At 31.2% G+C, this 19,582-nt stretch carries 17 protein-coding genes; 8 read left to right on the top strand and 9 right to left on the bottom strand.

All coding sequences use genetic code 11. From position 1 onward, the window contains the following. Nucleotides 1–296: 296 nt before the first annotated feature. Nucleotides 297–971, bottom strand: coding sequence for a uracil-DNA glycosylase (locus DFQ10_RS08080; protein ID WP_115816893.1), 675 nt, complete (start codon nt 969–971; stop codon nt 297–299). A 57-nt stretch (nt 972–1,028) separates the two neighbouring features. Between DFQ10_RS08080 and DFQ10_RS08085 the strand changes: the two genes are divergently transcribed. The 4 genes from DFQ10_RS08085 (at nt 1,029) to DFQ10_RS08100 (ending at nt 7,665) form a co-directional block, all read left to right on the top strand. Beyond that, nucleotides 1,029–2,522: a YfcC family protein gene (locus DFQ10_RS08085; protein WP_115816894.1), complete on the top strand. Its 1,494-nt coding sequence runs from the start codon at nt 1,029–1,031 to the stop codon at nt 2,520–2,522. 48 nt (nt 2,523–2,570) lie between these two features. After that, complete coding sequence (locus DFQ10_RS08090) at nt 2,571–4,739, top strand: endonuclease MutS2 (protein ID WP_115816895.1); 2,169 nt, start codon at nt 2,571–2,573, stop codon at nt 4,737–4,739. A 177-nt stretch (nt 4,740–4,916) separates the two neighbouring features. Then, on the top strand, nt 4,917–5,339 hold the full coding sequence (locus DFQ10_RS08095) for a thiol-disulfide oxidoreductase DCC family protein (RefSeq protein WP_115816896.1): 423 nt from the start codon (nt 4,917–4,919) through the stop codon (nt 5,337–5,339). A gap of 397 nt (nt 5,340–5,736) precedes the next feature. Then, on the top strand, nt 5,737–7,665 hold the full coding sequence (locus tag DFQ10_RS08100) for a DUF4139 domain-containing protein (protein WP_115816897.1): 1,929 nt from the start codon (nt 5,737–5,739) through the stop codon (nt 7,663–7,665). Nucleotides 7,666–7,921: 256 nt separating this feature from the next. Here the strand turns inward: DFQ10_RS08100 and yajC are convergent, their stop codons facing one another. The 4 genes from yajC to DFQ10_RS08120 all read right to left on the bottom strand — a co-directional run bounded on the left by yajC (nt 7,922) and on the right by DFQ10_RS08120 (nt 11,166). After that, a complete protein-coding gene (gene yajC, locus DFQ10_RS08105) occupies nt 7,922–8,212 on the bottom strand; it encodes a preprotein translocase subunit YajC (RefSeq protein ID WP_115816898.1) in 291 nt (96 codons plus the stop codon). Nucleotides 8,213–8,235: 23 nt separating this feature from the next. Continuing rightward, complete coding sequence (locus tag DFQ10_RS08110) at nt 8,236–8,814, bottom strand: DUF1573 domain-containing protein (protein ID WP_115816899.1); 579 nt, start codon at nt 8,812–8,814, stop codon at nt 8,236–8,238. A gap of 196 nt (nt 8,815–9,010) precedes the next feature. Continuing rightward, nucleotides 9,011–9,955, bottom strand: a complete 945-nt coding sequence (gene nusB, locus DFQ10_RS08115; RefSeq protein ID WP_245940651.1) for a transcription antitermination factor NusB — start codon at nt 9,953–9,955, stop codon at nt 9,011–9,013. 107 nt (nt 9,956–10,062) lie between these two features. Next, nucleotides 10,063–11,166 carry a Glu/Leu/Phe/Val family dehydrogenase gene (locus tag DFQ10_RS08120; RefSeq protein ID WP_115816900.1) on the bottom strand — a complete coding sequence of 368 codons (1,104 nt, stop codon included), beginning with the start codon at nt 11,164–11,166 and terminating at the stop codon, nt 10,063–10,065. A gap of 131 nt (nt 11,167–11,297) precedes the next feature. On the opposite strand from DFQ10_RS08120, the gene DFQ10_RS08125 reads away from it, so the two are divergent. Both DFQ10_RS08125 and DFQ10_RS08130 read left to right on the top strand, forming a co-directional pair. Beyond that, nucleotides 11,298–13,052: an ABC transporter ATP-binding protein gene (locus DFQ10_RS08125; protein ID WP_115816901.1), complete on the top strand. Its 1,755-nt coding sequence runs from the start codon at nt 11,298–11,300 to the stop codon at nt 13,050–13,052. A gap of 64 nt (nt 13,053–13,116) precedes the next feature. After that, the gene (locus DFQ10_RS08130; RefSeq protein ID WP_115816902.1) at nt 13,117–13,506 is read left to right on the top strand and encodes a PUR family DNA/RNA-binding protein; all 390 of its coding nucleotides are present in this window, start codon (nt 13,117–13,119) and stop codon (nt 13,504–13,506) included. A 138-nt stretch (nt 13,507–13,644) separates the two neighbouring features. Here DFQ10_RS08130 and DFQ10_RS08135 read toward each other — a convergent pair whose 3' ends face one another. Continuing rightward, on the bottom strand, nt 13,645–13,980 hold the full coding sequence (locus DFQ10_RS08135; RefSeq protein WP_115816903.1) for a tRNA-binding protein: 336 nt from the start codon (nt 13,978–13,980) through the stop codon (nt 13,645–13,647). A 30-nt stretch (nt 13,981–14,010) separates the two neighbouring features. Between DFQ10_RS08135 and DFQ10_RS08140 the strand changes: the two genes are divergently transcribed. After that, nucleotides 14,011–14,571, top strand: coding sequence for a thioredoxin family protein (locus DFQ10_RS08140; RefSeq protein ID WP_115816904.1), 561 nt, complete (start codon nt 14,011–14,013; stop codon nt 14,569–14,571). Between the two features lie 47 nt (nt 14,572–14,618). On the opposite strand, the gene DFQ10_RS08145 is transcribed toward DFQ10_RS08140, so the two are convergent. Next, complete coding sequence (locus tag DFQ10_RS08145) at nt 14,619–15,623, bottom strand: sugar kinase (protein WP_115816905.1); 1,005 nt, start codon at nt 15,621–15,623, stop codon at nt 14,619–14,621. A gap of 226 nt (nt 15,624–15,849) precedes the next feature. On the opposite strand from DFQ10_RS08145, the gene DFQ10_RS08150 reads away from it, so the two are divergent. Then, complete coding sequence (locus DFQ10_RS08150; protein WP_115816936.1) at nt 15,850–16,377, top strand: GNAT family N-acetyltransferase; 528 nt, start codon at nt 15,850–15,852, stop codon at nt 16,375–16,377. Nucleotides 16,378–16,450: 73 nt separating this feature from the next. Here the strand turns inward: DFQ10_RS08150 and DFQ10_RS08155 are convergent, their stop codons facing one another. After that, complete coding sequence (locus DFQ10_RS08155; protein ID WP_115816906.1) at nt 16,451–17,182, bottom strand: energy transducer TonB; 732 nt, start codon at nt 17,180–17,182, stop codon at nt 16,451–16,453. A gap of 91 nt (nt 17,183–17,273) precedes the next feature. Further along, nucleotides 17,274–19,424: a TonB-dependent receptor gene (locus DFQ10_RS08160; RefSeq protein ID WP_115816907.1), complete on the bottom strand. Its 2,151-nt coding sequence runs from the start codon at nt 19,422–19,424 to the stop codon at nt 17,274–17,276. Nucleotides 19,425–19,582 lie beyond the last annotated feature (158 nt).

The following is a 19,582-nucleotide window of genomic DNA, read 5'->3' on the forward strand; positions in this document are numbered from 1 at the left end:
CAGTAGATAGTATTATAAATCGAAAAAAACACGATTGTTTTATGCGCTAATTATTTAGAATGAAACTGATTATCTTGATAACTTTCAGAATTTCAAAAATTTAATTACATTTGGTTAACAATAATACTACAATTAACAAGAGACTAATATGATTTTAACCATTACTCTTATTTTATCCTTTTTAGTTGCATTGAATTTTTTGTTATTGATTTTTAGTTGCAACAAAACCTCTAAAAAACTTGATAATAGATTACCTCCTGAAGTTAAAACGGAAGTGTTAACTAAAGATAAATCACCTAAACTAGTCTCCAATCAATTGAAGTCTCGCCAACTTGCTCCAACTGGGAGTTAGTTTCACTAAAACACTTATTACCAAACCAATACCCTCTATTAGCACTTAAAGGTGAAGGGTGCCCACTTTCTAAAACAATATGCTTAGTAGTATCAATTAATTTCTTTTTCTTTTTTGCAAATCCTCCCCAAAGTAGAAAAACAATATTACTTTTCTCTTTACTTAAAGTTTTAATTGTTGCATCAGTAAATTGCTCCCAACCTTGCTTTTGATGACTACCTGCCTTGTGCGCTCTAACCGTTAAAGTTGCATTTAATAATAGAATACCTTGGTTTGCCCATGTCATTAAATTACCGCTTTTTGGATACGGAATGCCTAAATCTTGCTCTATTTCTTTAAAAATATTGATTAACGAAGGTGGATGTTTAATACCATCATTAACCGAAAAACACAAACCGTTTGCCTGACCAATATCATGATAAGGGTCTTGTCCTATAATTACAACCTTAACATCATTAAAAGTGCAATGATTAAAAGCATTAAAAATTTCTGATTTCTTAGGAAAACATTGAAAATTCTTATACTCACTTTCAACAAAAGTCATTAAATCTTTAAAATAAGGCTTTTCAAATTCTGGATTAAGATAAGTTTTCCAGCTTTGGTCTATATTTACATTCATATATTAAAACAGATTATATCCTATTTAAGGCTAAAATTTACCAATAAATAACTCAGAATGAAAAATTTAAAATTCCCTTCTGCACAAACCATATTATTCATAATTGCAGGTTTAGTCACACTTTTAACGTGGTTTGTGCCTGCAGGAAAATATGATACTTTAAGTTATAATGAGGCAACAGACAAATTTACACGTTTAAGTCTAGATGAAGAAATAAGCTTAGCTGCAACTCAAGCCTCTCTAGATGATTTAAATATTAAAATTCCTATAGAAAAATTTACTAATGGAGATATCTACAAACCCATTAATATTCCTGGGACATATAATAAACTAGACGCTAAACCTCAAAGTTTTTTTGATTTTGTAAAATCTCCAATTAAAGGTATTATTGAGGCTGCTGATATCATTTTCCTTGTATTAATTATTGGTGGTTTAATAGGTGTTTTAAACAAATCAGGAGCTTTTGATGCAGCTATCGCACAACTAGCTATTATTCTAAAAGGAAGAGAATCATTACTTATTATACTAGTAACTACTTTGGTGGCTTTAGGAGGCACAACATTTGGTTTTGCAGAAGAAACCATTGCCTTCTTCCCTATTTTAATTCCTGTGTTTTTAGCTGCTAAATATGATGCTCTTGTAGGTGTGGCTTGTATATTTCTTGGTTCTGCAATTGGCAGTATGTGTTCTACTATTAATCCGTTTTCTACTATTATTGCTAGTGATGCCGCTGGTATAAACTGGACAACCGGTTTATATGGCCGTATCTTCATGCTTATTTTATGTTTAACTATTACCATCGCATATATAATGCGCTATGCTAAGCGCGTTAAAAACGACCCAAGTAAATCGCTCATTTATGATCAAAGAGACCAAATTGCACAATTGTTTACGCTAAAAGATACCACGCATATTAATTTTAATTGGAGATTAAAATTAGCCTTATTTGTTTTTACCTGTAGTTTTATTCTGATGATTATTGGAGTTTCAATGTTAGATTGGTGGTTTGTAGAAATGACAACTGTGTTCTTAATTAGCGCTATTATTATTGGCTTTATTATTCAAATCAGTGAAACAGATTTTATAGACACCTTTGTAAAAGGTGCTGGTGATTTACTAGGTGTTGCGCTTATTATCGGAATCGCAAGAGGCGTAACCGTTTTAATGACCGACGGCTTAATAAGTGACACGTTATTGTATTATGCTAGCGATATTACCACTGGAATGAATAAAGGAGTTTTTGCAAGTGTAATGACCATGATTTATTCTGGATTATCATTCTTCATTCCAAGTTCTTCAGGAATGGCTGTTTTAACTATGCCTATTATGGCGCCTTTGGCAGATACCGTTGGTGTAGGCAGAGAAGTTGTTGTAAATACATATCAATACGGATTAGGCCTTTTCTATCTTGTAAATCCTACAGGATTAATTTTAGCTTCACTTGCTGTTGCCAAAATTAACTTTAGCAAATGGTTAAAATTTATAATGCCTTTATTTATCGTATTAATTATTGTCACCTTAATCGTATTAGCGGTGTCTTCATACTTATAGTATTACATAATGTCCTAAATTTGCAATTCTAAAAATGCACAATATTCCATGATAAACATTCATGAAAAAACCTTAAAAGATCTTGAATTTTCTACGGTTTTAGATCAAATTCGCGAACATGCACTTACTGCTTTAGGAAAAGAAGCAGTATCAGCTATTCTTCCATTTAAAGAGGAAGAACAATTAATGCGCGAGCTTCTTTACGTTAATGAGTATTTATCCTCTTTTGAAAATGATAACCGAATACCTAATCATGGTTTTGAAACGATTGCTAAAGAATTAAAATTACTTAAAATAGAAAACACCTATCTAGAAGTTTCTAGCTTACAAAAATTAGTAAGCATTTCATTGACTGTAAATGCTATTTTAAAATTCTTAGAAAAATTTAAAGAATACTACCCAAAGCTTCAACAATTTAGTCAACATATACCAGTCTCTACAACTATTATTGAGCAAGTAGATGCTGTAGTAGATCGTTTTGGAGATATAAAAGACAATGCCTCTCCTCTACTTTCTAGTTTACGAAAAACGATTAATCAACTCAAAGGAAAAATAAATAGTAGTTTTTCTTCGGCATTAAACACCTATCACAATTTAGATTATCTAGATGATATTAGAGAATCTGTGGTAGACAATAAACGTGTTCTCGCTGTAAAAGCCATGTATCGCAGAAAAGTAAGAGGTGCCATTATGGGAGGCAGCAAAACAGGAAGCATTGTTTATATTGAACCAGAAACAACACTTCAGCATACTAGAGAACTTAATAATCTAGAATACGAAGAAAAGGAAGAAGTGATAAAAATCCTTAAAGAACTTACAAATTATGTTCGTGAATTTTCACCATTACTTAAAGACTATCAAGAATTTTTAACCAATATAGATGTCATTTCTGCTAAAGCTAAATATGCGCAAAGCATGAATGCCATTTTGCCAGAATTCTCAAAAGAACGCAGTATGCATTTGCGAGATGCATATCATCCTTTGCTGTTTTTGAATAATAAAGAAAAAGGTGAACATACATTTCCGCAGACTATAGGCTTAGAAAAAGACAGCAGAATTATTGTTATTTCTGGACCAAATGCTGGTGGAAAAAGTATCACTTTAAAAACGGTAGGACTGCTTCAGGTAATGATTCAAAGTGGTATGTTGATTCCTGTACACGAGCGAAGTTACGTTTGTTTATTCGATAGAATCTTAAGTGACATTGGAGACAACCAATCTATTGAAAATCACCTAAGTACGTATAGTTACCGACTTAAACAGATGAATTATTTCTTAAGAAAGTGTAATAATAAAACACTATTTTTAATTGATGAATTTGGAACAGGAAGTGATCCTGAACTTGGAGGTGCACTAGCTGAAACCTTTTTAGAAGTTTTTTATGAGCGTGAAGCATTTGGGATAATTACTACACATTATTCCAATTTAAAACTATTAGCTAATGAATTACCATACATGGAAAATGCTAATATGCTTTTTAATGAGAAAAGTCTAGAACCCATGTACAAGTTGGTTGTTGGTCAAGCAGGTAGCTCCTTCACCTTTGAAGTGGCGCAAAAAAATGGTATTCCTTATAGTTTAATCAACAAGTCAAAAAAGAAAATTGAACGTGGTAAAGTTCGTTTTGATGCCACTATTGCTAAACTTCAAAAAGAACGTAGCAAACTAGAGCGCACAGAACGATCACTTAAGGAAAATGAAAAAAAGAAATTATCTGAAGCCGACAAACTTGAAGAAGTTAATGCAAAGGTTCAGAAAAAACTAGAGAGTTTTCAAGAATTATACGACAGCAATCAGCGTTTAATTTATCTAGGTCAGAAGGTAAATGATATCTCAGAGAAGTATTTTGAAGATAAGAAGAAACGAGAGTTGATGGCCGAACTGTTTAGACTGGTGCAAATAGAAAATTCTAAACGTAAAAAGGTTTCTGCAAAACAAAAACGTGCAGAAAAGCATAAAGAAACTCAAGTAAAACAGGAGGCGGAAAAGAAAGTTGAAATTATCCGTAAGAAGAAAAAAGAAGCAAAAAAGAAAGCCATACCAGTAGAAAAACCTAAACCAACATTAAAAATTGGTGACAGAGTACGACTACAAGATGGTAGAGCCGTTGGTAGTATTGATTCTATTGAAAAAAATAAAGCTATAGTAAACTATGGCATGTTTACAACTAACGTGAGCTTAGATCAATTGGAATTGGTTGAGGCTAAAAAAAAATAATCAACTCTAAATACTTTAAATTAAAGTTATTGCTGGTTATATTTATGAAAAAGAAATACGTTTGGATTCCTTTTTAAGAATGAATCTCTCGCCAAAAAAAAAAACGAACAATAACCAAAGAAGAGGATTTAACGCAATTTTTAAATGCACTCTAGGTATAAGACTTATCTTTGTATTGTGATAGACAAAATACCTAAAAACAAACAATTAATACTCTTTGATGGCGTCTGCAATCTCTGCAACAGCAGTGTATTGTATGCTATAAAACGCGATAAAAACGAAAAATTTTTATTTGCTCCATTAGAAAGTGATATTGGAAATAAAATTATTCAAAAATTCAGTATAGACACAAAAGAAACAGACTCTATATTACTTTATAATCCTCTAAAAGATAGCCTAACTTATAAATCTACAGCTGCATTACTAATCGCTAAACAATTAGGTTTCCCAACAAATATCTTAACATTATTTCTTATTGTACCTAAAGCTATTAGAAATTGGGTATATAATTATATTGCAAAAAACCGTTATAAATGGTATGGTAAAAAAGAATCTTGTATGATACCTACTCCGGAGTTAAAAGCAAAATTTATTGATTAGAACACATTTAGAGATATACAAAAAAAAAGGCCCTTTCACAACCAATGAAAAGGGCCTTATTAATTAACAACTTATTAAAACTTATATTAATATAAAAACAAAAATTGTAAATTCAATTCATTCATAATGAGGGAAAATAAAGAATTGTCATAACACAACTTTGTTGTTGTAAAGGTATTATAGTATCCCTGTTTTATGTAATAAACTCGTTATAAGCCTTTATATAATTGATAAATAAGTAAAATATGTCAATTATCTCTACCAACTACACTTCTGTTACATCTAGTACACTAAACAAAATATCCATTTCACTCAACAAATGTTTCACTTTACTCATTTGTACTTTATAGAGTAACTACTCCATTATAAATTTGGGTAATAGATAAATATAGACATTATGAAAACCCAACTAAAATCCTTTAAAATTTCTCTAGCACTCCTTGTATTGTTAGGAACTCAGATAACACAAGCTTTTCAACAACCTAGTAAAATAACAGCAGTTACGGTATACTTGGATGGAGCAGAAATTAACCGTGAAGCTTTAGTGAAGCTAAATTCTGGTAAATCGGAAATTACATTTAAAGATTTGTCACCACAAATAGACGAAAGTAGTATACAAATTTCTGGACTGAAGGATGCCTCCATTCTATCCATTAATTATGGTATTAATTATTTGTCTAAGCAAAAGCAAAGTGATTCAATATCGGCTTTACAAAATGAACTTAAAAATCTCAACACAAAAATTCAATATCAATACGATTTAATTGCTGGTTATAACGAAGAAGTCAGTCTGATACAAAGCAATAAACATTTAGGCAATGAAACTACTGTAGTGAGTTTAGAAAAGCTAAAAACTTTTGCTACTTATTACAGAACTCGAATTACGGATTTGAAAGTGGCAATCAATAAATCGAATTCTGAAATTGAAAAACATCAAACCACTCAAGCTAACATAACACAACAATTAGTAGAATTTAATGTAGAAGAAAAAGTACAAACAGGTGAGATTAAGCTCAAGTTAAACAGTGACCACATAACATCTTTAGATTTAAAAATTAAATACAATATTAAAAATGCAGGATGGTTTCCTATATATGATTTAAAAGCAGATAAAATAAACAGTCCAATTAATTTAGAGTATAAAGCGCATGTATTTCAAAATTCTGGTTGTGATTGGACAGATGTTGACTTGGTGCTTTCTACAAGTGATCCTAATACTAATAACGAAAAACCTACTGTAAACCCAAAATACTTGAACTTTATAAGCCCATATAGTAGTTACCAATCTCAACGTGCCACTCGAAGTTATAATTACAAATACAATCCATTAGTAAAAACTGTAACAGGCATTATTACAACTTCTGATGACGGACTGCCATTACCTGGTGCAAGTGTTATTGAAAAAGGAACATCTAATGGAGTTCAAACCGATTTTGATGGTAGATATACATTAACAACGACAACGGGTAACATGCTTGAATACTCTTATGTTGGTATGAAATCGGAAGCTTTACCAATTCATTCAAGTATTATGAATGTCGTTTTAGAAAGCGATAACCAATTAGATGAAGTTGTAATTGTTGGGTATGGCATAAAAAAAACGAGTACTAGCTCAATACAAGCAAGCAGTATACAGCACATGATAGATGAAGATTTTGATGATGAACCTTATATTAAACCAGAAAATTATACTGCTAATGGTAATATTATAGAAGAAGGCATCACCAACACTAGCTTTAAACTTACTAAAAAATACAGTATTCCTTCAGATGGAGATGTCGCTGTGATAGAAATAGATAAATTTAGTATGCCTGCAACCTACAACTATTTTGCAGCACCAGTTTTAAATGAAAATGTTTTTTTAACTGCAAAAATTGGAAACTGGGAACAGTACAATTTATTACCAGCTGAAGCAAATGTCTATTTTGAAGGCAGTTACTCTGGCAAAACCAACATTAATCCGAGTGCAACTACAGACAGTTTAATGGTTTCTCTAGGTGTAGATCCTAATATCGTTGTAAAACGTACTCAGCTTAATGATTATAAAAAAACGACTTTTATTGGCAGTAATAAAGTTATAAATAAAGCTTTTGAAATTGAAGTAAAGAATAACAAACAAGTTGCTATTCAATTAACTATATTAGATCGCATTCCGAAGAGTCAAAACAAAGCTATTAAAATAGATGATATAGATATAGGCAACTCTATTTACAATGAAAATAAAGGAATAATGACATGGGAATTAAATCTAAAACCAAACACCACAGAAAATGTTAAACATTCTTATGTTGTGAAATTTCCTAAAGGGAAACGCGTTAATCTATAAATAAATTATAATCTCAAAACGAAGCAGCTTCAATAAAACCCTAACTTCTGTTAGTTAGGAATGAGTTTTATTCTTGTAAGAAGAGTTGTCTATCCTTCTTATAAGTATCTCTAATTTTAGATAGAATTGCTGTTTTCGTTTTGAGTTATATTTATAGGAGCCATTTTAGATTGTACACTTTATAGAAAAATGATATCAAAAAAAAAGACCATTCAAATAAATGAATGGTCTTTTTTTTATATAAAATACAACTAGCTTACTTTACTGTCGCTGGTGCATTTAGTTTTGTACTCATTTCCATAGAAATTGCAGAACGGTCAAATTTAATTTTTCCGGCTAACGTTTCAATCACACAACTGTGATCTTTATCGTTAAGGTCTACAATTTTACCATGCATACCACTTTTGGTAATGACACGATCTCCACGTTTTAATTCAGCGGCAAACTTCTTTTCTTGTTTAGAACGTTTCAATTGTGGTGCAAGTATAAAAAAATACATCACTGCAAAAATTCCAATAAACGGTAAGGCTTGTGTTAATAAATCCATTTGGTATTTATAAGTAAAAATTATTAATCGTGGTTATGACCTTCATGTCCTGGTTGTGTAGAAGACTTTCTTACAGCACCATTATCAGTTGCTAAAGGATTAATTGTAGCAGAACCTGGTTTTTGAGTTGGCGCAGCAGCTTTAACTGGCGCATTTGGATCTTTCTCTACAAACGCAGAAATTTTAACAACCTCTGTACCTTTTTCTGTATTTGTAGTCATTGTAACTGATTTAGTTACTTTGTTTCCGTTTCCTTTTCCGTTAAACTTCACTGCAAATTCACCTGTTTCACCTGGCGCAACTTCTTTTGTCCAGTTAGAAGGTACTGTACAACCACAAGTACTCTTAATATTGCTAACTACCAACATTGAGTTACCTGTATTTGTATATTTAAATACTGTTTCTACAGGAGTTCCATTTTCTATAGTACCAAAATCATGTTCAGTTTTATCAAAAGATACAACAGGAAAATCACCTGCATTTGCATCTCTTTCTGCTGCTACTGCGATGTTTTCTGATTTAATTTTGCTAGCAGCATCTTCTTTACAAGATGTAAAAGCTACCATACATAATGCACTAAGTCCTAAAATTACTTTTTTCATTACTATTATTTTTTTGTTAAAGTTTGTTTAAGTTGCCGAAGTTAATGATTATTTCTACGAATTAAAATTTTTAGCCCTTTGTTAACAATTATTTGTAAGAAACAACTTTCTTGATAATCGCTTTTAACGCTTTCTAAGTAAAATTCTGAAATTTTATAGTCATAACAAATTAGAGATTGTTATAACCACTCACCTATTACATTAATCCTCTTCCTGCTTTAAGATGAATATTTTCTGCCTGATATTCTTTAACTATTTTATCTAAAATACCATTTATAAAAAGACTACTTTTTGGTGTAGAATACTCTTTAGCTACCTCTAGATATTCGTTAATAGTTACTTTATAAGGTATAGACGGAAATTTTTGAAATTCGCATAATGCCATTTTAAGCAATACACCGTCTAAACTCGCTAAACGTTCTGAATCCCAATTGGTAGTTTTCTTACCTATTTCTTCGCCAAACTTAGAACTATTTAAAAACGTTTTTTTGAATAACTCTATAGCAAATTCCTTATCGTCATCGTCTTTATACAAATCTGGTAATAAAGCCGTTTCTGGAGATGTTAATTTTAACTTGCGTAATACTTTTAAAATGGCTGTATTTACAACAGGAATATCATCTACCCAAGTTAGTTTTTTATCTTCAAAATAATCGTAAAGCTTATTATTTGGCGCAATGATTTCTGTAAAAACTGCGATAATAAATTGCTTATCTTTTTTAAAGTTAGTTTCAGCTTCTTCAGTATAATCTGCGTATAAATCACTTTTCAAAATAGCTTTAAACATGATATCTACATATTCAAAATCTAAATCCCAATAATTTAGTTTTCTATTAGATATTGCCTCTTGCAACATAGTATTGCTACTAATAATATGAAGTAATTGGTTTTCTTGAAGTTTTAAACTCAAATTTTTATCAGCTTCAGACTTCACCAATTTATTTTGAAGTTTATGGTTATGATCCTTACTTTTCTTATGTATTTCAGTAAGTAAAGCTAACAGCGATAAATATAAATCGTACATGCTATCTAAACTGTGAAGCAAAAACTTTTGTTCTTTTATTAAATCATCACTTTCGGTACCTTTAAAAGCATACATGGATTGCATAACTTTTATTCTGATGTGTCTTCGGTTTAGCATGTGTAAGAACTCACTTTAATTTTTAGTTATTAAAAAAGGTGAACCTAATAAAGATTCACCTTGCAAAAATACTATTATTTAATTTTTATTTCAGAATTAAATTCAGTCTATTTTAAATTTTCTCGTTTTCTAGTTTCAATACGTTCTCTAGCAACATTTAATGCTGCATTGTGAGTTGTAAGATTATTTACTTTTGCATTGTCTAAAATCTCGAGTGTTGTATTATAAATGTTCTCCGTTTTACGCATTATTTCTTGTCTATCATAATTCTCTAATTCTGCATAAACATTAATAATTCCACCAGCATTAATTAAAAAATCTGGAGCATAAACAATACCACGTTCTTGCAAAATCTTACCGTGCTTACTCTCTTCTGCTAATTGATTGTTTGCAGCACCTGCAATAATCTTAGCTTTTATTTTATAGATTGTATCATCGTTTATTGTTGCACCTAACGCACAAGGAGCATAGATATCCATAGCTTCACTATAAATATCGTTACCACCATAAATAGTTGCACCATATTTAGAACGTACTTCTTCTAAACGATCTTGACTAATATCTGCAATAGTAACATTAGCACCTTCGTTAACTAAATGTTCTACTAAAGCTTCACCAACATTTCCTATACCTTGAACAAATACATTTTTGTCTTCTAGTATTTCAGAACCATACTGAAACTTTGCTGCTGCTTTCATTCCCATAAAAACACCATAAGCCGTGATTGGAGAAGGGTTACCTGCACCACCTTTACTTTCAGAAATACCAGTAACGTAAGGAGTTACTTCTCTTACAGTATCCATATCTTCGGTGGTCATTCCTACATCTTCGGCAGTTATGTAACGACCACTTAAAGAATGTACAAACTCACCAAAACGTCTCATTAACTCTGGAGTTTTTTGAGTTTTAGCATCGCCAATAATAACGGCTTTACCTCCACCAAGGTTTAATCCTGTAATGGCAGATTTAAAAGTCATTCCGCGAGACAAACGTAATACGTCATTAAGCGCTTCCCATTCGTTAGCGTAGTTCCACATTCTAGTACCACCTAAAGCTGGTCCTAAAACTGTGTTATGAATACCAATTATAGCTTTTAAACCAGTATCTTTGTCATTGCAAAAAACAATTTGCTCATGATCATCAAAAGAATGTTGACCAAAAACTGGGTCCATTTTTTTTAGCTCTTTTGATGTTAAAATTTCTGAAGTCATGTAAGTTAAATTTTAGGGTGTTTTAGGATATTTTTAAAACAGCACGCAAAAATAAATTATAATTAGAGCATTAGCAAAATATTAACTATAAAATACGATTATCGTAATACTTTTGTCCTACCAAATACAAAATGAAAGCACTAAAACACCTCAATAAATACTTTTACAAATACAGATATCGTTTAATCACTGGTATTGTTATTACCATTATTGCTAAGATATTTGCATTGTTTACGCCAAGATTAGTTGGCGCTTCAATTAATATTGTTTCAGACCGATTAGATGGTAAAATTTCTGAAGCTATTTTTAGAAGCGACCTAACTATTAACATTTTGTACCTCATTGGTGCTGCTGTTGTTGCTGGTATATTTACTTTTTTAATGCGGCAAACCATTATTAATGTGTCTCGTTATGTTGAATTTGATCTTAAAAATGAAATTTATAACCATTACCAAGTACTCTCTTTAAACTTTTATAAATCTAACAGAACTGGTGATTTAATGAACCGTATCAGTGAGGATGTTGGAAAAGTAAGAATGTATGTTGGTCCTGCAATAATGTATACTATTAATACCATTACATTATTTGCGGTTGCCTTAATTTATATGATTGATAGATCTCCTTCACTAACATTATATACTTTACTGCCTTTACCCTTTTTATCGGTTGCCATTTATAAATTAAGTCGCTTAATAAATAAGCGAAGTACTATTGTGCAACAATCACTTTCTACGCTTTCAACCTATACTCAAGAAACTTTCAGCGGAATTTCTGTAATTAAATCTTATGGCATTGAGCCAAGAACAAATGTAGAATTCGAAAAACTATCAGCAGAAAACCGTCAGAAACAAATCAACCTCACAAAAGTACAAGCCCTATTTTTTCCGATGATGATTTTATTAATAGGTATTAGTAATCTTATTGTGATTTATATTGGTGGCATGCAATATATGAATGGTGAAATTGAAAAAATAGGAACTATTGCAGAGTTCATCATCTACGTGAATATGCTAACTTGGCCAGTAGCAACAGTTGGTTGGGTAACATCTTTAGTACAACAAGCTGAAGCATCACAAGAACGCATCAACGAGTTCTTAAATACAGAGCCAGACATTAAAAACACAGTAAATAAACTCACACCAATTAAAGGTGATATTGAATTTAAGAATGTTTCATTTGTATATCCTGACACTAATATTGAAGCCTTAAAAAATGTTAGTTTCACGTTAAAATCTGGACAAACCTTAGCTATTTTAGGAAAAACAGGCTCAGGGAAATCTACTATATTAGATCTCATTGGTCGTTTATATGATATTGATAAAGGTTCAATTTTAATTGATAACACACTTATTTCAAATCTTAATCTCTTTAGTCTAAGAGAAAGCATTGGTTATGTGCCACAAGATGCCTTTTTGTTTTCAGATTCTATAAAGAATAACATCAAATTTGGTAAAGAGGACGCTACAGATGAAGACGTTATAGAAGCAGCTAAAAATGCACTTGTCCATAAAAACATTATTGGTTTTAATAAAGGTTATGACACTGTTTTAGGCGAACGAGGCATCACACTATCTGGCGGACAAAAGCAACGTGTATCTATTGCCAGAGCTATTATTAAAAAACCAAATATTTTATTATTTGACGATTGTTTATCTGCTGTTGATACTGAAACAGAAGAAAAGATACTTAAAAATCTTATTAAGCTCACTAAAGATAAAACAACCATAATTGTGAGTCATCGTGTATCTTCAGCTAAGAATGCAGATAAAATAATAGTCCTAGAAGACGGAAAAATTATTGAAACAGGTAATCATGAAAGTCTTATAAATTCTAATGGTTATTATAGAGAATTATATACCAAACAGCTCTCAGAAAAAGAAATGTAATAATTTGTTGTTTAGGTTACTTTTTTTTTAGATTTTTGGATTGAAATAAAAAAAAGACTGAGTTATGAGTGATTATGAAACGATGGACAAAGAAGAAATATATTCTAAAGTATTACGTGCTGGAAGAAGAACCTATTTTTTTGATGTTAGAGCTACAAAAGCTGGTGATTATTATTTAACGATTACGGAAAGTAAAAAATTCACTAATGACGATGGTTCATTCCATTATAAAAAGCACAAAATCTACCTTTATAAAGAAGATTTTACTGAATTTAAAGAGATATTAGCTGAAATGACCGATTACATCATTAATGAAAAAGGTCAAGAAGTTATTAGCGAACGTCACCAAAGAGACTTTAAACGCGAAGATGATTTTGTAGCGCAAGAAGCAAAAACTCCAGAAGATACTAAAACTACAGAAAGTTTTACTGATATCAGTTTCGATGATATCTAATATTTTTTCTGTTAAACTATAACACATAAGTCGTCTGAAAATTATTTTTTAGACGGCTTTTTTTTATAGAATACTAAATTTGAAAATATAAATATTGAGGCCAAAATTAGATAGGTCGGTTTATTTACAAAAAATATATTAAGAAACCACTACTCCATTCTTTACTTTTGTTTCTGGATGTAACAAGTAAACATCATTTGCTTTAACAGCTCCAACCACTAAACACTCGCTCATAAAATTGGCAATTTGTTTTTTTGGAAAATTAACAACAGCAACAATCTGACGATTTAGTAAATCTTCCTTTTGATATTGCGTTGTAATTTGGGCCGAAGATTTTTTAATCCCTAAATCACCAAAGTCTATAGTAAGCTGATAAGCAGGACGATGTGCATTGGGAAAATCTTTAACCTCTATAATGGTTCCAATTCGTAAATCTACCTTTGTAAAGTCTTCATAAGTTATTATCTTTTCCATTCAATAAAATTAATAAAAAACCACAATAAAATGGCTCGTACAGAATCAAATATGTTAGCACTTGGTACAAAAGCTCCAGATTTTAACCTCATCGATACTGTTGATGAAACAAAGAAATCGCTTCAAGAACTTAAAGGCACAACAGCAACTTTAGTTATGTTTATTTGTAATCATTGTCCGTTTGTAATTCATGTAAATGCACAATTAGCTCAGTTGGCAAAAGATTACATTTCAAAAGGTATTAATTGTATTGCTATTTCTAGTAACGATGTCGAAAATTATCCACAAGATAGACCAGAATTAATGAAACAAAACGCTATTGATAATGATTTCATTTTTCCGTATTTATACGATCAAACTCAAAACGTAGCCAAAGCTTATGATGCAGCTTGTACACCAGATTTTTTCTTGTTTAATGACCAATTAGAATTGGTTTACACAGGACAATTGGACGATTCTAGACCAGGAAACAACCAACCAGTTACAGGAAAAGACTTAAGAGCTGCTATGGATGCTTTGGTTCATAAAGAAACTGTAAACCCAAACCAAAAACCGAGTATGGGTTGTGGTATTAAATGGAAGAAAAATTAAAGTACGGTACGTTTTTTTCTTTTAAAATAATTCTCTTATTCCAAACCTTACCTTATAAAACGACCAGAAATATTACCTTCTATAATTTTAACAACATCATCAACATTACTGTGATTGACATCACCTTCATAAGTGTGTTTTAATGCACACGCTGCACTTGCAAATAACATAGCTTTATAATCATCATAATGCTGTAAGCCATGAATTAAACCTGCTGCAAAAGCATCTCCAGTTCCTATTCTATCAACTATGTGCGTGATATCTAAATCTTCCGTTTCTCTAAATTCCCTACCATTCCACATTCTTGCTCTAATCTTATGCCATGAAGCATTTAAAGCCGTTCTAATTTTATCAAATACTTTTTCAATGCTTGGAAACGTCTCCATAAGTTGTTGACTAGCCTTTATAAAATCTTCGTTAGAATAACTATAATTGGTTCCAAGAACTTCATTTATCTCATTAATACCACCAATAAAGACGGTAGAATAATGCAACAATTCAATTAAAGCTGTTTTAGCATCTTGTCCATATGTCCATAAACCACTTCTGTAAGTTGGATCTGCAGAAACAGTTAATCCCTTTTCTCTAGCTAATTTTAAACCCTCTTTTAAAGTATCATAAGCTCCTTGTGATAAAGCAGGAGTTATACCTGTCCAATGCATCCAAATTCCTTTTCTTAAAGCTTTATCCCAATCTACCATAGAAGGTATAATTTGCGAAAAAGAAGAATGAGATCTGTTATACGAAATTTTACTAGGTCTCATAACAGCTCCTACCTCTAAAAAATACACTCCCAAAGGTCTTTTAGAGCGCACAATAGAACTGGTGCTCACACCAAATTTTCTGATATAAGATATAGCAGTATCTCCAATAAAATCTTCAGAAACAGCACTAATATGTTTTACACTACCACCAAAGTTGGCGATTGAAATACTAACATTTAATTCTGTTCCTCCAAAATAGAATTCAACATTATTAGATTGCATAAAAGTTTTATTGCCTCTAGGCGAAATACGTAATAAAACCTCTCCGAATGTTATAATCTGTTTCATGTGTTTTTATTTATTGTTTATCAAAAGTCACATATTACATCCTTGTAATCATTCTTATGTGTCTCATAATTTAGAAGTGGATGTTTCATGTAAATATATTTTTTGCATGCATTAATACTTAATGCAAAAATAATACTGCGATAAAAGATACAGACTTAAATTTACTTAACTAAATTTATTGTATTTTTTGTCTAAAAAAAATTCAACAACACCTATAAATATCTCTATGACTTTTAAAATTATTGAAACCAAACGTTTATTCCTAAGACCAATCACTGAAGCTGATACAAAAGATTTCTTTGAATTAGATTCTAACCCAAATGTTCATATTTATCTTGGTAATAAGCCTGTAAAAACGATAGAAGAATCTGAAGCTATGGTTGCCAATATTTTAGAACAATACGAGACTAATGGTATAGGACGTTTAGCCATTATAGAGAAATCAACTAAAAAATTTATTGGTTGGTCTGGACTTAAATATGAAGAAAACCTTAGAAAAGAATTTAAATATTATGACATAGGTTATAGATTAAAAGAAAATTTCTGGGGAAAAGGTTATGCTACAGAAGCCGCTTTAGCATCATTAAATTATGGTTTTAAAGATTTAAAACTAAATGAAATTGGAGCAGCTGCAGACGTTAACCATATTGCATCTAACACAATTCTAAAAAAAATAGGTATGCAACACTTGGGTAATTTCACCTTTGAAGGAGAGTTGTGTAATTGGTATAATTTAAAAAATCCTTATGTCTAAACACAACAAAATCCCTTTTCAGGGATTCTGTTATCTTAAGTAAGATAGTTATTAAAGTTAAATGTAATTAGGCTTATTGCGTTTGTAACTTAAAATTAATTGGAATACTATAAGGTACACCTACATTTCTATCACGTTGTCTACCTGGTTCCATTTTAGGTAACAAGTTTATAATTCGTTCTGCTTCAGTTTCTAGAAGTTTATCTGGGCCTCTACTTTTAACTTTAGATACCTTTCCATTTTTATCGATTAAAAAGAATACAAATACCTTACCTTGTATACTCAAATCTGCTGCAGCATCTGGATATCTAAAGTTTTTTTGTAAGTGTTCTTGAATTTTTCTTTCAAAACATGCTCTTAACTCTTTATTATTACCAGTACATCCAGGAAACTGAGGTACTCTTTCAATCACTGCAAAAGGGACTTCTACATCTTCTTCTACCTCAACAACCTCTACATCTTCTACTCCAACTTCACGATCGTCAATAATATCATCTTGTCCAATCTCTGTACTTTGTATTACACTTTCTTCAACATCTTCAACATCTTCAACAATTGTAATCACTTCGCTTACCGCTTGCTGTTGTGGAGGTGGTGGAGGTGGCATCACATCTATTGTTGTGATTGGTATATCTTCATCCATAAGATCATCTATCATTAAGATATCAATCTTTGTAGCTTCTGTTTCGTAAGTCTTATGTTCTAATCCTAAATATGTAAGGAGTAACATTACGTTTAAGCCAACAGCAAAGTATAAACTGCTGTTTCGACCTACATTGGCTTTTGGGTTTTTTTTGAGTTCCATGACGTTTAATTTTATAGTATAAAGTTACTCATCATCACACTAAAAAATTATGATATAAATCATGTTTACCTGATAGACAATATTTTAATCCTTATAAGTTATCTAACTGATTATCTTTACCATCTTCGCTAATTGTCCAAAAGAAACCTACAACAAAGAACTGATCTGCTGCTGGTGTTAATGCTCGTCTATTAAATTGGCCACTAAAATCTGGTGTATCTGCATATTGATAACCATTTACATTTTTAAGACCTAAAACGTTATTTACAGAGAAATACAATATTTTTTGTGGACTAAGTAAATAAGCCCAATTCACACTTAAACTATTAAAGGATTTGGTGCGCTCGCTTAAAAATTTATCTGTATTTGGATCTGTGTATGGTCTACCTGATGAAAAGCCGTATGATACACCTACTTGACTTTTCCAACGGTCTATCCAATATTTACCTACTAAAGATAAATTATGGTTAGTGGCATAACTTGGCTGTGCTGCTGTTTCAAAATTTCTGTAATCTCGTTCTGTATCTAAATACGAATAGCTCACCCAATAGTCTACATTCTTAATACTTGTATTATCTCTCCAAAACATATCAAAACCTTGCGCATAACCGTCACCTGAAGAATTATAGTTACTATCAAAATTCTCAAACTGTGAATCAAATTTCACCAAGTTATCATAATCCTTTCTATAGATTTCAGCTCTAAAAATTTTACCATCATTTACATGCTGATAGTTTAATATATAATGAGAAGTTTGTTCTGCTTTTACATCTTGATTAAACTTTAAAACCGAGCTATTAGGGTTTTGGAAAAAGTTACCATAAGCCAATGAAAATTGTCCATTAGGAGAACTCTTGTATGCTATAGCTGCTCTTGGAGCTATATCTGTTGCACTAAAAATAGAACTATAATCTGCTCTTAATCCTACTTTTAAAGCTAGTTTTTTAGAAAAGATTAAATCTGCTTCTGCAAATGCTGCTGTAATATTATTAGTGTAGCCATAAGTTTCATCAATGATTTCGTCTTTATAGTTTTCTTTAAAATCAGTGATAAATTGTTCTGCACCAAAGTTCAGTTTGAATCTGCTATTAAAACGTTTTCTTAATTTCAACTTCATATGTGCTGAATTTTCAATATCATTAATAGCACTAGTTTGTATTCCTAAATCTGTATCGGCAAACGTATAACTCAATCCTGTTTGTGTACTCCATCCATTACCCAAACTACCTTTATAAGACGTGTTTAAATAAAAGTTATTGTTATTTAATTTATAATCTAAACCATCTTCTAAATTGATATCTTCTTGAGTCAACTCAAATTTAGAGGTATCAAATGCAGCGTAGAATTTCAATATACCATTATTTAGCTTTTGCCTAAAAACGGTTTCACCTTGCGCACCTTGGTATGGTTTTTCCCAATCGTTTCTGTCTTCAAAAATTTCTAAATACGGAGCTAAATTGACATATGATACATTAAAACTTAAAGACGATTTTTCCCATTTCTGAGTATTTCCCAGCGCAGCTCCAACCGTCATTATACCAATATCCGTTTTTTCTTGATCTGGTTCATCTATAGTATTTAAAAGTAATACACTCGATAAGGCCTGACCAAATTCTGAAGAATAACCGCCTGTTGAAAACGTTATTCCATCAAATAAAAATGGTGAATAACGTCCACGAGTTGGCATATTATTAGCTGTAGGAGTGTATGGAGTAAATACCCTTATACCATCGATGAATATTTGAGTTTCATCTGCACTTCCTCCTCTTACAAATAAACGTCCGTCTTCTGCAACATTAGAAGTACCTGGTAAGGTTTGCAGTGCACCAACAAAGTCACCTAAAGCACTCGCTGTAGTAACAACGTCTAAGGGTTTTAAAACAGATACTTTACTATTATCACTAGCTTCAAAAGTTCCGGCACTGATAATTACAGCATCTAAAGATTCTACATTTTCTCTTAATTTAATATGTAGATTACTCATTTTTGAAACATCGTCAATAATAGTCTTTGTTTCAAAGGATAAAAAAGATATAATTAATGTTTGTATGCCTTTTTCTTCTGTAGTGAAATAGAATTTACCTTCTCCATCCGTTGTTGCACCATCATAAGTACCGTCTAAATAAACATTGACGCCTAATATAGGTTGATCTTTATTGTCTACTACCTTCCCTGAAACAATGTTTTGAGCGAAAGAAAAAGTAGAAATTAAAATAAGGACAATTGCAGTTAAAATTTTCATGGTTTGGTTGATGATTAAAAGTTCGTTTTTTGATGATACAAACTTCTAACATTTTTAAGCCAACAAAAATTCAATTTCCCTGAACTGTTTAATTTTAATGACGAATTGATTTTTTTGATATAAAAATACCTCATTAGATCAAATAATCATTATTCCTG

Origin of the sequence: Winogradskyella eximia (assembly GCF_003386165.1) — a bacterium.
GTDB lineage: Bacteria > Bacteroidota > Bacteroidia > Flavobacteriales > Flavobacteriaceae > Winogradskyella > Winogradskyella eximia.

Bases quoted from the DNA above. Each gene is read 5' to 3' on its own strand.
- DFQ10_RS08080 (WP_115816893.1), bottom strand. From the start codon at position 971: ATGAATGTAAATATAGACCAAAGCTGGAAAACTTATCTTAATCCAGAA.
- DFQ10_RS08085 (WP_115816894.1), top strand. From the start codon at position 1,029: ATGAAAAATTTAAAATTCCCTTCTGCACAAACCATATTATTCATAATT.
- DFQ10_RS08090 (WP_115816895.1), top strand. From the start codon at position 2,571: ATGATAAACATTCATGAAAAAACCTTAAAAGATCTTGAATTTTCTACG.
- DFQ10_RS08100 (WP_115816897.1), top strand. From the start codon at position 5,737: ATGAAAACCCAACTAAAATCCTTTAAAATTTCTCTAGCACTCCTTGTA.
- yajC (WP_115816898.1), bottom strand. From the start codon at position 8,212: ATGGATTTATTAACACAAGCCTTACCGTTTATTGGAATTTTTGCAGTG.
- DFQ10_RS08110 (WP_115816899.1), bottom strand. From the start codon at position 8,814: ATGAAAAAAGTAATTTTAGGACTTAGTGCATTATGTATGGTAGCTTTT.
- nusB (WP_245940651.1), bottom strand. From the start codon at position 9,955: ATGCTAAACCGAAGACACATCAGAATAAAAGTTATGCAATCCATGTAT.
- DFQ10_RS08120 (WP_115816900.1), bottom strand. From the start codon at position 11,166: ATGACTTCAGAAATTTTAACATCAAAAGAGCTAAAAAAAATGGACCCA.
- DFQ10_RS08125 (WP_115816901.1), top strand. From the start codon at position 11,298: ATGAAAGCACTAAAACACCTCAATAAATACTTTTACAAATACAGATAT.
- DFQ10_RS08130 (WP_115816902.1), top strand. From the start codon at position 13,117: ATGAGTGATTATGAAACGATGGACAAAGAAGAAATATATTCTAAAGTA.
- DFQ10_RS08135 (WP_115816903.1), bottom strand. From the start codon at position 13,980: ATGGAAAAGATAATAACTTATGAAGACTTTACAAAGGTAGATTTACGA.
- DFQ10_RS08140 (WP_115816904.1), top strand. From the start codon at position 14,011: ATGGCTCGTACAGAATCAAATATGTTAGCACTTGGTACAAAAGCTCCA.
- DFQ10_RS08145 (WP_115816905.1), bottom strand. From the start codon at position 15,623: ATGAAACAGATTATAACATTCGGAGAGGTTTTATTACGTATTTCGCCT.
- DFQ10_RS08150 (WP_115816936.1), top strand. From the start codon at position 15,850: ATGACTTTTAAAATTATTGAAACCAAACGTTTATTCCTAAGACCAATC.
- DFQ10_RS08155 (WP_115816906.1), bottom strand. From the start codon at position 17,182: ATGGAACTCAAAAAAAACCCAAAAGCCAATGTAGGTCGAAACAGCAGT.
- DFQ10_RS08160 (WP_115816907.1), bottom strand. From the start codon at position 19,424: ATGAAAATTTTAACTGCAATTGTCCTTATTTTAATTTCTACTTTTTCT.